The organism is Streptococcus sp. DTU_2020_1000888_1_SI_GRL_NUU_041A, assembly GCF_032387735.1.
Lineage (GTDB): Bacteria > Bacillota > Bacilli > Lactobacillales > Streptococcaceae > Streptococcus > Streptococcus sanguinis.
The window spans coordinates 1507087-1520456 of sequence record NZ_CP135591.1 but is presented as its reverse complement, the minus strand read 5'-3'; the positions used below and the strand labels follow the sequence as shown (position 1 = coordinate 1520456).

The following is a 13370-nucleotide window of genomic DNA, read 5'->3' as shown; positions in this document are numbered from 1 at the left end:
TGTAGAATTCCAAATGAATTCTACACCTATTTTAAATAGCCTTTTAATTTCTCTATATTTTCTTCTAAGTTATCGTAAGGCAGCTTGGCATACTGGTAAGGACAGCTAGCAAGGTAGCTCTGTTCAAAGAAGTCAAGCGGCAGGCTGCTGTGTTTGAGAGCACTGACGGAAGGAAGTGACCTTAAGTCTAGTAGAATGCCGTCCTTGGTCAGATAGCTGGCTAGCGGCAGTTGAGCTTGCTCTAGCAATGTCTGCGCCTTTCTTACTTCCTCTTCTTGAAGCTGCAGCAGAGCCAGCCTATTTTTTTCAAACATGAGACTGTCGATATAGAGCGATAGGGCCTTCTGCATGATGAGGTTGCTGTCGTAGTCCACGGCGCTTTTGTAAGCGATGAAGGTTTTTTGAATCTGGGGCGGAAGGAGCAGGGCGGTAATCCTCAGGGCTGGGAAAAGGCTGGTTGAAAAGGACTTGATGTAGATGACCCGCTGGCTATTGTCTAGATAGTGAAAGGTCAGCTCCCGACGGCTATCAAAGTCTGATAGATAGTCATCTTCTACGATATAGACATCATAGAGCTGGGCTAGCCGAAGAATTTCTTCCTTTTCCTGCCGACTGTAAGAGTGGCCCAAGGGATAGTGAAAACGCGGGATAGTGTAGAAAAACTTGATCTTTCCGCTTTGAAAAATCCTCTCCAGCTCTTGCAGGTTAATCCCCTGTGGTGTTCTTTCAATGGTTTCATAAGGAAGTTTTTGCGCTAGCAGAAGATCATTAATCCGATGGTAGGTTGGCTGCTCCACCAAGATACGCTCTTTTTTATTAGGGAATTCAATCTGTGAAAGGATATAGAGAGCTTGCTGGGTGCCGGAAGTCAGTACCAACTGATCCCTAGAAGCATAGACAGCAGAGTCCAGCATCAGTTTTTGAACAGAGCGGCGCAGATCCTCCAGTCCTTCCTGCTGAGGATAGTAGTTGAAGAGATAATTTTCCCGGCCAATCAGAGTTTCATTTACACAGAGTCGGAAATCCTCATAGGCTTGGTGGCGGTCATCCCTCACAGGCAGCTCCAAATCCTGCTTTTCTTCCTGGGCATTCTCCAGCACATAGTAGCCACTTTTGGGAACGGCATAGATGTACTTTTGATACTTGAGCTCAATCAGAGCCTTCTGCGCAGTATCTTTACTGCAGTTATAACGCTCTGCCAGCTTGCGCACAGAAGGGATTTTCTGACCAGTAGCCAATTTTCCCTCTTTAATATCCTTAGTAATCTTATCAACGATACGTTGGTATTTTGCCTTGGTCATAAAACTGTCCCCATACAGATTTGATTTTTTCATATTGTAACTCATTTTCAGATATTTTACAATAGAGAGCAAGTAGGAGGAGTCATGAAAACAAAAACAGTCATTCTGGCCACAGATATTTCTGGCTTAGGTAAGGTTGCCGCAACAGCTGCCCTGCCGCTCTTTGCAATTTGCCAGCTAGAGGTGGCTCTGTTGCCAACTATGATTTTGTCGTCTCATACAGGCGGTTTTTCAGACGTCTATATAGATGATTACACGCACGGGACGCTTGCCTTTTTGAAACAATGGCAGAGCTTGGAGTTCGACTTTTCAGCTCTGGTAACAGGATATTTGAAATCTGACATACAGGTGGAACATTTGCTGCGCTTTAAAGAGGAAAAAGGTTTGCCCCTTATTGTGGATCCTATCATGGGGGACAAGGGGACTTTTTATCAGGGATTTTCAGATGCCCATCTAGACCATATGCGTCGCCTCTGCCAACATGCTGATTTGGTTCTGCCCAATTTGACGGAAGCCTGTTTGTTGTTAGAAGAATCCTACGAAAAGAGTTTATCAGAAGATAGATGGGAGGACTATAGCAAGCGTTTGGCTGAGTTAGGACCGAGCAAGGTCTTGTTGACAGGCTTGCCAATGAAAGAGAATCAGATTGGTGTGGCCTATTTTGATGCGGCAACAGAGGAGTTTAACCTCTTTTCTAGTCCAGCTCTGCCCCAGCAATTTTTTGGAACGGGTGATATATTGACGACACTTGTAGCTGCGGCTTTTGTTCAGGGGGTCGACATCAAGCAAGCCCTGCCGGTGATTTTGAAGTTTATTGAAAAGAGCTTGGCACTTAGCTTTAAAGAGCAAATAGATCCAAAGAAGGGCGTTTTTTACCAGCCCTATCTAGGAGAGCTTTTCGCTGATTTTCAAGCCTTAATGGAGGAAAAAGATGAAGAAACAAACACTTGATTTGCAAACCTTAACCATGATTAGTTTATTTGCTGCTTTAATTTTTCTGAGCATTCAGTTCTTTAAAATTCCTGTCGGAGCTCAGTTTATTCACTTTGGAAATGCACTTGTGGTAGTGGGCTGTCTGATTTTTGGCAGTAAACTCGGTTTTTTAGCAGCCGCTATCGGATTGGGAATATTTGACTTGTTAAATGGTTATGCGGCAGAAATCCCAATTATATTGTTAGAAGCACTTGCGGTAGCCGTGGTGATTCATTTTCTGTATGAAGGACTCTTTCAGAGAAAGGATAAGCTAAGAAATATTCTTGTGACAGCGGCAGCCGCAGCTTTGGTGAAGATTGTGCTTAATATCCTCAAGTACACTCTGACAGGAACACTGCTTGGTGGGAGCAGTTTACCAGCAGCCTTTTTGCTGGCAGTAGCTGAGATTACTGGTACATTTGGCTCTAGTCTAGCGACAGTCATCGCCGTCCCAATCTTATATCCAATCTTTCAGCAAGTCAGAAAAGTGCACAAGAAAAGAAGGACTCTGGAAAAGCAAGGATGAATCAATAATTATCAGAAACAAAGAAACCGTCTGAGAATCCTCAGACGGTTTTGTATTTTTCTCTTACATAAAGTAAACGATAGCAAGGTATTGCAGGGCAGAGGCCGCTAGAATGAAAAGATGCCAAATCATGTGGAAGTAGGGCTTTTTTTGAGCATAGAAGCCAGCTCCTACAGTATAGCAGAGGCCACCAGCCAGCATGAGCCCCCAGAATACAGGTCCAGTTTGACCGATAATCTGCGGAATGATAAAGACAACCAGCCAGCCCATAATCAAATAGAGAGCCAAGCTGAATTTTTCATTGACCTTCTTAGCGAAAATCTTATAGAGAATGCCAAAGATGGTCGTGCCCCACTGGATAGCAATGATGAGATAGCCAAACCAGTTATTCATCAGTGACAGCACGACTGGCGTGTAGCTGCCAGCGATGGCGATGTAAATCATGGAGTGGTCGATAATGCGCAAGATATACTTGTGGGTCGAGCCATAGGACATTGAATGGTAGACAGTTGAAGAGAGGAACATGAGAAAGAGGCTGATGACAAAGATAGAAGTTCCAACAGCAGCCACCAAGCCGTGTCCTTCATAGCTATAAATAGCTGAGATAGGCAGCAGAATCAGCATCAGAACAGCTCCTACCGCATGGGTAACAGCGTTGGCAATTTCCTCTCCGAAGGATAGTTTTTTACTGAGTTTAAGCGCGTAGTTCAAGATTTTCTTCCTCCTCATTTGGTACTTGGATTAGGGATAAGGTCTTTTGATAGAATTTGACCGTCTGGCAGGCTGTGGAAATGATGGGCGCCACCTCTAGCTTATTGCCATTCATGTAGTCAACGAAGTCATCATAGAGTTCTCGCGAATCTGCTTCTTTATGCAGCATATTTAAAGTAGCCGAGATTTCCTGGATAGAAAAGACCGTTTTTAAGGTTGTAATGGCAATCAAGCGTGCTACTTGGCGACGTTGATATTTCTTCTTGACCGGCTTGGCAATATAGCCATGCTTGACGTAGTTGTTAATCATAGAAGCGGTCAATCCCTTGTCAGCAACTGAAATGGAAGAGCCACAGACATTGTTTACATAGAGCAGAACTTGGTCTAAATATAGATCTAGTTCTGGTATTTCGTCCCACTTGGGAAAAACTTGTTGAGCGTTCAAATCTTTATCACTTTCTTATCTAGTCTTTATAACTAGATGATAACATCTCTGCAAATCAAAGTCAAGCAAAAAATAGAATGTCCCATTAAAATTTGATATAATTTTAAAAAGAAGAAAGGGAGGTTTCAGATGGAAAAACAAACAATCTTTGATATGGCAGCCTTCCTAGGTAGTCTGATTTTTTGGTCTTGGCTCTATATGCGCTTTTTTTATGCCTACGTAGCCGTCGTCTTTTACAAGAATCAGCCAGAGTGGAATCTGTTGATACCAGCTTCTATCATCCTGACTCTGACAGCGATTAGCTCACTTTTCATTCGTGGCCTCTACAGTCGGCATATTCCCCGCTGGCTGGTGCTAGCTAGTTACGCCCTTTATTTTATCATTTTGTTTTATGCTCTCTTTTTGAAAAATATCGGTAAACAGGGCTTCAGTCTAGATCTGCAGTCTTTTACCTATAATTGGATTTATGGAGATAAGCTGGTACCCACCATGAATATCATTATGTTCATTCCGCTGGGCTTTCTCTGCAAGCTGTCATGGAAACATGTGGCTTATTTTACCTTGGCTATCAGTCTGGTTGAGGGGAGCCAGTATCTCTTTCACCTGGGCATTTTTGACTTGGGTGATATCTTGACTAATCTGCTAGGCTTCATCATCGGCAGCTATCTACTAGAGACAGCCTTGGGTAAATGGGTTGTCCGCCATATTCACTAAATGAAAGAAGGAAACTATGAAAATTCTTATCCCAACTGCCAAAGAGTTGAATCTAACTGCGTCATCTGCAACTCCTAATCCACTTTCAGCACAAACTCAGGCTGTGTTGGATGAGTTGGCAACCATGTCAGTAACTGATTTGGCATCATTTTATAAAATCTCCTCAGAAAGAGCGGAGGTAGAGTGGCAAGCCCTTCAGGCTTTGCGAGAAGGAACTGCGCAGGATGCTCCAGCACTTTATCTATTTGATGGCCTTATGTACCGCCATATCAAGAGGCAGGACTATACCAAGGAGGAAAGTCAGTATATCGAGAAGCATCTTGCCATCACATCAGCGCTTTACGGTGTCATCCCAGCCCTGGAGCCCATAGCGCCCCATCGCTTGGACTTTATGATGCCACTCAAGTTAGATGGGAAGAGTCTCAAGGCATTTTGGAAAGAAGCTTATGACCAGGCTCTGGCAGAAGAGGAGGTGATTTTCTCCCTCCTGTCCAGCGAGTTTGAAACAGTCTTTTCCAAGGAAATTCGCCAGCGCATGATAGGCTTTAAGTTTCTGGAAGACCGAGGCGGCAAGCTAAAAGTCCATTCGACCATTTCTAAAAAAGCGCGTGGTGAGTTTTTAACAACTCTAATAACTAACCAAGTAACAGAAGTCGAACAGATGAAGAAATTAAACTTCGCAGGCTTCACCTACCGACCTGATCTATCTAGTGAACAAGAGCTGGTTTATGTGAAGGAAGTGTGAAAAGAAAAGTCAAGTCTGATACTATTTCCGCTCAGAATGCTATCAGTGAATTGGTTGGAGTAGATACAAGCGGCAGGCAAAATCAGCAGGTAGAGTTCAGCTATACTACAGAGATTGCTGGGATGGAAGCAGGCCGTCAGGCATGCAATCAAAGAGTAAAATGTTAAAAATGAAAAACTATTATAAAAACAAACCAACTCAAGCTTTCTTAATGCTCATAGTTCTTATTTGGTCAGTATACGAGATTGGTGCGACTAGTTTAGCTAACAACTCGGCCTTGACCAAGGAATTCATGCATAGTCGGTATGTTATGGTTTGGCCAATAGTAGATAGAAAGGCGAATCTATACCACTATGCGGAAGAATGGACTAGTAACATCTTGGATGGCATTATGCATCTAGACTATGAAAATATAAAAATGACCTGTTACCCTAGTAAATATGATGATCAGGTTTCCGCTGAATACAATCGGATTCCTAATAAGGAAAATTATGCGATTTCATTTCCTTTAGACGGGTCGTTGTCCAAATCAAATTTTTCGACATTAGACACTAGATACTATCTAATATCAAAGAATGCAGCTATTGTGGAGCAAAAGACAGGCAAGACTATTGAGGAATTAACCCATGAGATAGGGTATGCAAGGGAGGAGTTTTTGTCTGCTCTTGGTAAGATGAAAATCCTTCGTTTAGTCTATTTGATTCTTCGTATGATAGTACTGTTGCTATGTATCATGTTGTCGGGTCAGCGGAGAAAAAGGAAAGAAAACGAAATCTTACAGAATGGATAGAGCTCCAAGATGGTATGACGACTATAAGGAGATTTACAAATGACCTTGAAAAAACAATGGAATTGGAATTTAGGTTGTAGTTTATTGCTTGTTGGAGTTCTGGCATCTGCTTTTCTCTTTTATTTATGGGCACAAAATCTTGGTAAATATACCCTACAACCTGGACAGTCGATCAGCCTAACGGTCAATCCTCGGATACAGGATGTGGAATATTATTCAGAGTTAATTCTAAAGAAAAATGATAAAAATAAACTAGAGTTAAATGGCAGAGAGTATTGGTCTGTAAGTGGTAGTGAGTTACATTATGATTTAAGTAATCAAAATGTGTTCAAATGGGTCAGAGATGAGTCGGGAGAGTTGACTGAATCTTATGTAGAAAATAGTGATTCAGCTGATATTTATATAGAAAAATCAAATTTAATTATTCAGTATCAAGGAGAAAAAGTTTTTGACGTCACGAATAACAAACCCTATACTATCACCATCACCAATGTAGACGACAAGACAGCTCACTTTGAAGCTCAAGTGGTGGACAAGTAAGGTAAAGCGTTGGCAACAACTTAGAATTAGCAATCAAGTTACAGACCGACTGCCTAAAGAGCGTGACTACCTGATAGCTACTCTAGCCTCTGGAGAACTCATGTAAGAAGCTTGTACAGCAGGTGGACAATTTATCAAGCATGGCAAAAGATGGGATTTCTTATGGAAACCAGATACGGATGAGCATAAAAAATCAAAAGAAGATTTTTATGATTATTTGAAGCGAGGAGAAGATAAAAATGTCGGTACGTAAAAAAATAATAAGCATCCTACTTTTGATAATAGCTGCTTTTGTCATTTGGTTGCTCTTTGGGCCTGATGATAGACCTGAACCAGATTTTTCTTCTGCCAATAAAATTGAATTACTGGCAAGTATTCTCGCAGGTAACAACGAGGATATTATCCGAGATGCAGGCTATGGAATTCCGGATGACCCGGTGATTCGCCGATGGGGGATAAATAAACTTAAAATACCTGGGAAATTAAACTTGGATGTGCGCCCGCCAACTAGTTTGGAAGACAGTGAGCTTCTAGTTCTTTTTTCCGTTACAATTAATGGTAAAGAAACAGATGTAGCGTTTTTCTTAGATAAAAAATTGAATTTAATTGATTCGAGTTATGATTCTATAGAGAAAGATGGTACTGGGGAAAAAATTGAAATAGATGAGACTCAAGAAAAAGAGCTACTACATCAGGTTCAAACAGAATTGAATCAGTTCTTTGAAAAAATGAAACAGCAACTAGCTTCTAAATAAAATGTGAGATATTGCGAACAGGGAATAGTGAAGCCTTTCTTGTAGAGCATGGCAAAACTGTTGAAGAGGAAAAATCAGGAATACTTTTTCGACTATTTAGAAAGAGTGGCTGATACAAATGTTCATTAAATTCAAACGCTATAAATACCTGACTATTGTTTTGTCCTTACTTCTAATTCTCATTCCTTCTTATTTTGCTTATGAGCGTTATCAATATGACACTTTTAAGCATGCTTATGAACAAAAAACATTTTATGAACAACTAGATCTCTTGAAGTGATTGAATGAAGAAGAACCGATTATTCGTTTCGTTTAATTTACATAATTGGGGAGAAGTAAAATTTAGAGATGTTTGGAAAACAGAATAGGGAAACTGATGCTAAGATTAGCTTACTTCAGAATTATTTCAAAACAAAACCCGTTCAATCTTTCTTAATGCTCATTTTGCTTGTTTGGTCAGTATATGAGATTGGTGCGACCAGTCTGGCTAGCAACTCGTCTTTGGCCAAGGAATTCATGCATAGTCGGTACGTTATAGTTTGGCCAATGGTAGATAAAAAGGCAAAACTATACCACTTTGCGGAAGAATGGACTAGTGACATCTTGGATGGAATTATGCATCTGGACTATGAAAATGTTAGAATAACTAGTTTTCCTAAAAAATGGGATAGTGAAGTTGAAATATACTATGCTCTGTCTGAAGATAAGTATGCTGATAGAGTATATTTTTTCTTAGATGAACCAATTTCCAAAGCCTATACCACAAGTTTAGAGAAAAAATATTATTTGATTTCAAAGAATGCAGCTGTTATTAAAGAGGAAACAGGCAAAACGGTTGAACAGTTAGGTCAAGAAGTGGGACATGCAAGGGAGGAGTTTTTGTCTGCTCTGGGTAAGATGAAAATTCTTCGTTTGGTCTATTTGATTCTTCGTATGATTGTATTGTTGCTATGTATCAGGTGGTCGGGTCAGCAGAGAAAACGGAAAGAAGATGAAATCTTGCAGAATGGATAGAGTCTTTAAAGGATACAGAATTTATAAGGGAAATAAAGAATGATAACTTCAATAATTTTTATTGCTTCTCTTTTTATACTTTTGTACCGCTTTAAAAGCCGGCGTTCAAGGATTATTATTGGCCTGCTGTATAGTTTGTTTGTTGTCTGGTACGTTCAGGCAATTTTAAACTACGGCAAATTTACTCTGCAATCAGGTCAAGGCGTTGAATTAAGAGTGTCTCCAAATACGAATCAGCTTGAATATAATTCGGAATTGATTTTAGATAAAAAAGATGATGCTAAATTAAAATTATCGGGCCGAAAAGGCTGGGGGATGAAAGGAAGTAATACGGTTTATAATGTTGAGAAGCAGTCAATAACTGAGATTATTATTTCTAAAGATGGAACAGAGCGCAAAGACTTACCGAATGATAAGAGTAAAAGTATCTATTTAGAGAGTGATGGAATAGTGGTTCAAGGGGAAATAAAGGAAGTATTTGGGGTGACGGAAGTAACCCCCTACACTATCACCATCACCAATGTAGACAACAAACCGGCTAAATTTGAAGCTCAGGTGGTGGACAGGTAATAATCTTGGTTAGGAGAAGAAATGCTGAGACCTAAAAACATACTAATTTTTATTTGTTCTGTTGCTTTTCTAGTCAGCGGAATTAAACTCTATTTCAATTATCAAAGTCATCAAGAATTCCTTCAATTGAAAGAATCTTTCAAACAGGATGATAAAATAGCAGTCTTAGAACATTTGCTGGCATCAGAAAAGTATGCATCTGATATTCGCAAAGCAGGCTATATTATCCCGCCAGATGGTGCCATCCGTTTAGATGGGGTTATTTATCCACTGGAAATAGAAGGGGATTTACATTTGAAGATTGCGCACCCAGGCGGGAACGAAGTAACAGTTTTTTTGAAACTGAGTTTGATGGGACAATAATAAATTGTCAATATGTTTTAAACGACAATCTGGACATAGTTCGCAGTTACTATTCTTACATAAATAAACAAAATATAAATGAGCAAGTGAGCATCCCACAATCCGAAGAAGCCCGCATGTTGAAAATTGTTCAAAGTGAGATTGATGGTTTTATGAAAAAAATGTATCAGACTTTGTATGGTTAAGGCTGTCTACTTGCTCTTATCAATAATGCAATCTAAAACCCCTCGCAATTTTTGCGGGGGGTTAGTGTCTTATAAGTTTTCTTTTCTTTTTATAATCTTCTCTTTTTAGTTAAGGGCTGCTAAAAGAGCATCAGCCTGTGCTGAGAGTTCAGCAAGTTTGTCTTCTGCGACAGTCAGTTGTCCAGTTCCCCATGCTTCTGGGTTGATACCAACACCTGTGAATGGTTCTACCACATTCATACGGATGAAAGGCAGCAGGCTGCGATAGTGCTTGAATACTTCATCTGGTGATGTGCCGTTAGCTACAGATGAAACAGTAACAACCTTAGCATTCAGAGCAGATGGGCCAGTTGGGTCTGACAGATCCAGAGCGCGTGAAGCCCAGTCCAAGAGGTTTTTCACTACTCCTGGAATAGCCCAGTTGTAGACAGGTGAGAAAATCCAGATGGCATCAGCGGCCAAAATTTCTTCACGAACCTTAGCAACAGCAGCTGGAGCAGGACTTTCGATGTCTTGGTTGAAGAATGGTACATCTTTGTAATCAAGATATGAAACTTCTGCCTTGCCAGCCAAAGCTTTTTCAGCTTGCTCAGCCAATTGGTGGTTGAAAGAACCTTGACGAAGCGAGCCGACGATGAATAATACTTTAGACATTGCATTGTCTCCTTTTTTATAAAATAAAGAGATATTTCTCTTGTTACAATATATGTTACAACATTAATTACTAGTTAGCAATTATTTAGCTCAATTTTTTGAAATTTTTTAGAATGCGAATCAAAGCCTGCTTATCGTCTTCTTCGAGAATGGACAGAGCTTGCTGAATATTTTTAATATGATCAGGCAGGGCAGCTTCAATTTTAGCTCTGCCTTGTTTCGTCAGACCAATCAAAAAAGCCCGGCGGTCATTTGGGTCGCAGGTGCGGACAATCCAGCCGTCGCGTTCCATATTTTTGATGACGACAGTCATGTTGCCAGAAGTAGCCAGTATACGGTCAATCAGGTCCTGAATGCGCAGCTCCCCTTTGCTGTATAGGGTTTCTAAGACGGAAAACTGAGTAGGAGTCAAATCATGCTTTTTGAAAATTTGGGCTTCAATGGCACGGATAGTTCTTTCTGCCTTATGAAAGACAATCATGGTTTTCAAATCAAGCAGAGTTTCTTTGCTTAAATCGTCTGTAATCTTCATAACAATATTTTACCAATAAATAGTATCATATGCAAGGATATTGCTTTAGAATTTTGTGAATATTCTCATCAAAAAAAGATAGAAAAATAGGAGTATTTGTAGTATAATGACGGAGTGAAATATAAAAATAGAAATAAAGCCAGTTTTCCAATTTGGCAGTACCTTATCGGTATTTTTATCGTTCTCAGCGTTCTTGTCTTTTCATTTTTTGCTGTTTTGCAAGTATCCATGCAGCCGAGGCAGTCAGCTAAGGAAGCAAGCAGTCGCTTGGCCAAGGAATATGCAGATCTTGAAAAAGTGGATTCTTTTGCCATCTACAATGGGCAGGAATCTTACTACAGTCTGCTTGGCAAGACAAGTAAAGGTGTCGAAAAAGCTGTTTTGATTGCTAAAGATTCCAATGAGATTCGGGTCTATCGACTGGACCAAGGCGTCAGTCAGACAGAGGCTGAGAGCATTGCCAAGGAAAATGGAGCAGGAATTATTGATAAGGTGACCATGGGCTATTTTCAGGATCAGCCCATCTGGGAAGTCAAGTCGGGAGGCACCTACTACCTGATTGGTTTTGAAAGCGGACAGTTGGTCAGCAAGGAGGGACTATGAAATTATCAAATCGTGTCTTAAAGATGGAAGAAAGCGTGACTTTGGCAACAGCAGCGCGTGCTAAGGCTTTGAAAGCGCAGGGGCGGGATATTCTATCTCTGACTCTGGGAGAGCCAGATTTTCCAACGCCTAAGAACATCCGAGATGCGGCTGTAGCAGCTATTGAGGATGGGCGTGCTAGTTTTTACACAGTGACGAGCGGTCTGCCAGAGCTAAAAGAAGCTGTAGTAGAGTATTTTGCCAACTATTACGGCTACACCATCCAGCCGAATCAAGTGACGGTAGCAACTGGAGCTAAGTTCTCCCTCTACACCTTCTTTATGAGTGTGCTTGACCCAGGTGATGAAGCTATCATTCCGACGCCTTATTGGGTCAGCTACGGCGACCAGATTAAGATGGCCGAGGGGACTCCTGTTTTTGTCCAAGCCACAGAGGAAAATAATTTCAAGGTAACGGTGGAACAGCTGGAAGCTGCTCGTACTAATAAGACCAAGGTCTTGGTTTTGAACTCGCCGTCCAATCCGACTGGTATGATTTATACAGCGGATGAGCTAAGGGCGATTGGGAACTGGGCTGTAGAGCATGATATTCTGATTTTGGCAGACGACATCTATGGACGGCTGGTATATAACGGTAATACATTTACTCCAATTTCCAGTCTATCTGAGGAGATTCGCAAGCAGACGGTGGTCATCAATGGTGTCTCTAAGAGCTACTCCATGACAGGCTGGCGGATTGGCTATGCAGTTGGTGAGCCAGAAATTATAGCGGCCATGAGTAAGATTGCTGGCCAGACGACTTCTAACCCGACAGCAGCGGCTCAATATGCAGCTATCGAAGCTCTGACTGGCAGCCAGGAAACAGTCGAGACTATGCGTCAAGCCTTTGAAGAACGCCTCAATACTATCTATCCACTCTTAGCTCAAGTGCCAGGTTTTGAAGTGGTCAAGCCACAAGGTGCCTTCTATCTCTTTCCAAATGTCAAGAAAGCCATGGAAATGAAGGGATATACAGATGTGACCGAGTTTACGACAGCAATTTTAGAAGAAGTTGGCGTGGCTCTGGTGACTGGAGCAGGCTTCGGTGCTCCAGAAAATGTCCGCCTTAGTTATGCGACGGATTTGGATACGCTCAAAGAAGCCGTTCAGCGCCTGCAGCAATTTATGGAGAGTAAATAGATCTCTCAATCTTACACTGCTTTCGAAGATTTATAAACAATAGATAAGGCCGAACTCGGAGTTCGTCCTTTTCAATTCCCCTCAACTGCATTGGCAAATAGTTTGACAAAGTGGTAAAATAATATAGAAAGATATGGAAGCGTTTGTCACTCTAGTCAAAATTAGTAAGCTTTAGCAAGGATAAATGTTAATTGGCTTCGCTTAGAACTCAGCTGATGAAGGATTTAAACAATAGTGGAGGGAGAACAATATGAAACGTCGTTTGATTTTCTTATTCTTGCTAGGCGGTCTAGTCTTGCTAGGAGCTTATGTTTTCTTTAATTCAGAGGTGGGTTGGACCACAATTTCCCAGTCTAAGACGGATGAACCAAGCTACAGCTTACAAGCAAAAGATAATCATTATTGTATCCACTATTATGAGAATGACTCGGCTCGAATAGACTGGTATTTGAGCAATTATCAGCCAGAACTGAGATTAAATATGAGAATCTTAGAACGCCCAACTGCCCCCGGTTCTTACACTAAGGAGGAGATATCTGGACAGGGCTCTGCACGCTTTTTGATGGTTTGTAGAACTTGGGGTTCTGCAGAGAACAGTCAAAAGTTTTTAATTAAACGTGCCTATTATAAGGTTGATATTAGACTTAATAAAAAGATGGAGGTAGATACTGAGAAGAGCAGTATGACCTACTGGAAGACGGAAGAAGAGGTAAAGGATAATCCGCCTATTGATTAAAAAGCAGCTATCAATGATATCTAAACTTAGTAAATC

General features: G+C 41.0%; 19 protein-coding genes. 14 read left to right on the top strand and 5 right to left on the bottom strand.

Going from position 1 to position 13370, the window contains the following annotated elements; all coding sequences use genetic code 11:
• Positions 1–26: 26 nt before the first annotated feature.
• A complete protein-coding gene (locus tag RSK81_RS07440; RefSeq protein WP_315686366.1) occupies positions 27–1346 on the bottom strand; it encodes a PLP-dependent aminotransferase family protein in 1320 nt (439 codons plus the stop codon).
• Positions 1347–1385: 39 nt separating this feature from the next.
• Between RSK81_RS07440 and RSK81_RS07435 the strand changes: the two genes are divergently transcribed.
• Both RSK81_RS07435 and RSK81_RS07430 read left to right on the top strand, forming a co-directional pair.
• Positions 1386–2252, top strand: a complete 867-nt coding sequence (locus RSK81_RS07435) for a pyridoxamine kinase (protein ID WP_002912703.1) — start codon at positions 1386–1388, stop codon at positions 2250–2252.
• A complete protein-coding gene (locus RSK81_RS07430) occupies positions 2233–2799 on the top strand; it encodes an ECF transporter S component (protein WP_002912702.1) in 567 nt (188 codons plus the stop codon). The genes RSK81_RS07435 and RSK81_RS07430 overlap by 20 nt, the downstream gene beginning before the upstream one ends.
• 63 nt (positions 2800–2862) lie before the next feature.
• Here the strand turns inward: RSK81_RS07430 and trhA are convergent, their stop codons facing one another.
• Entirely contained in the window at positions 2863–3510 is a 648-nt protein-coding gene (trhA, locus tag RSK81_RS07425) for a PAQR family membrane homeostasis protein TrhA (RefSeq protein WP_002900134.1), read from the bottom strand.
• Positions 3494–3955, bottom strand: a complete 462-nt coding sequence (locus tag RSK81_RS07420) for a DUF1836 domain-containing protein (protein WP_002912701.1) — start codon at positions 3953–3955, stop codon at positions 3494–3496. Before RSK81_RS07420 ends, trhA begins: the two co-directional genes overlap by 17 nt.
• 129 nt (positions 3956–4084) lie before the next feature.
• Here RSK81_RS07420 and RSK81_RS07415 point away from each other — a divergent pair, with 129 nt between their 5' ends.
• The 9 genes from RSK81_RS07415 to RSK81_RS07375 all read left to right on the top strand — a co-directional run bounded on the left by RSK81_RS07415 (position 4085) and on the right by RSK81_RS07375 (position 9446).
• Positions 4085–4669: a VanZ family protein gene (locus RSK81_RS07415; RefSeq protein ID WP_315686364.1), complete on the top strand. Its 585-nt coding sequence runs from the start codon at positions 4085–4087 to the stop codon at positions 4667–4669.
• Between the two features lie 16 nt (positions 4670–4685).
• Entirely contained in the window at positions 4686–5414 is a 729-nt protein-coding gene (gene yaaA / locus RSK81_RS07410) for a peroxide stress protein YaaA (RefSeq protein ID WP_002924307.1), read from the top strand.
• Positions 5411–5581 carry a hypothetical protein gene (locus RSK81_RS07405; RefSeq protein ID WP_002924308.1) on the top strand — a complete coding sequence of 57 codons (171 nt, stop codon included), beginning with the start codon at positions 5411–5413 and terminating at the stop codon, positions 5579–5581. The genes yaaA and RSK81_RS07405 overlap by 4 nt, the downstream gene beginning before the upstream one ends.
• A complete protein-coding gene (locus tag RSK81_RS07400; protein ID WP_002924309.1) occupies positions 5575–6204 on the top strand; it encodes a hypothetical protein in 630 nt (209 codons plus the stop codon). The genes RSK81_RS07405 and RSK81_RS07400 overlap by 7 nt, the downstream gene beginning before the upstream one ends.
• 39 nt (positions 6205–6243) lie before the next feature.
• On the top strand, positions 6244–6744 hold the full coding sequence (locus RSK81_RS07395; protein WP_002924310.1) for a hypothetical protein: 501 nt from the start codon (positions 6244–6246) through the stop codon (positions 6742–6744).
• Between the two features lie 239 nt (positions 6745–6983).
• Positions 6984–7499 carry a hypothetical protein gene (locus RSK81_RS07390; protein WP_315686363.1) on the top strand — a complete coding sequence of 172 codons (516 nt, stop codon included), beginning with the start codon at positions 6984–6986 and terminating at the stop codon, positions 7497–7499.
• 348 nt (positions 7500–7847) lie between these two features.
• Positions 7848–8513, top strand: a complete 666-nt coding sequence (locus RSK81_RS07385) for a hypothetical protein (protein WP_315686361.1) — start codon at positions 7848–7850, stop codon at positions 8511–8513.
• Between the two features lie 39 nt (positions 8514–8552).
• Entirely contained in the window at positions 8553–9083 is a 531-nt protein-coding gene (locus tag RSK81_RS07380) for a hypothetical protein (protein WP_002924316.1), read from the top strand.
• Positions 9084–9104: 21 nt separating this feature from the next.
• Positions 9105–9446 (top strand): hypothetical protein, encoded by a 342-nt coding sequence (locus RSK81_RS07375; protein ID WP_002924317.1) that lies wholly within the window; start codon positions 9105–9107, stop codon positions 9444–9446.
• Positions 9447–9736: 290 nt separating this feature from the next.
• On the opposite strand, the gene RSK81_RS07370 is transcribed toward RSK81_RS07375, so the two are convergent.
• Together RSK81_RS07370 and RSK81_RS07365 are read right to left on the bottom strand one after the other, a co-directional pair.
• Entirely contained in the window at positions 9737–10285 is a 549-nt protein-coding gene (locus tag RSK81_RS07370; protein ID WP_002895223.1) for an NADPH-dependent FMN reductase, read from the bottom strand.
• A gap of 85 nt (positions 10286–10370) precedes the next feature.
• Positions 10371–10817, bottom strand: a complete 447-nt coding sequence (locus tag RSK81_RS07365; RefSeq protein ID WP_002924319.1) for a MarR family winged helix-turn-helix transcriptional regulator — start codon at positions 10815–10817, stop codon at positions 10371–10373.
• Positions 10818–10931: 114 nt separating this feature from the next.
• On the opposite strand from RSK81_RS07365, the gene RSK81_RS07360 reads away from it, so the two are divergent.
• From RSK81_RS07360 to RSK81_RS07350, 3 genes are all read left to right on the top strand, one after another.
• On the top strand, positions 10932–11420 hold the full coding sequence (locus tag RSK81_RS07360; protein WP_002924320.1) for a DUF5590 domain-containing protein: 489 nt from the start codon (positions 10932–10934) through the stop codon (positions 11418–11420).
• Positions 11417–12598 carry a pyridoxal phosphate-dependent aminotransferase gene (locus tag RSK81_RS07355; protein ID WP_315686358.1) on the top strand — a complete coding sequence of 394 codons (1182 nt, stop codon included), beginning with the start codon at positions 11417–11419 and terminating at the stop codon, positions 12596–12598. The genes RSK81_RS07360 and RSK81_RS07355 overlap by 4 nt, the downstream gene beginning before the upstream one ends.
• A gap of 250 nt (positions 12599–12848) precedes the next feature.
• Positions 12849–13334, top strand: coding sequence for a hypothetical protein (locus RSK81_RS07350; RefSeq protein WP_314578149.1), 486 nt, complete (start codon positions 12849–12851; stop codon positions 13332–13334).
• Positions 13335–13370 lie beyond the last annotated feature (36 nt).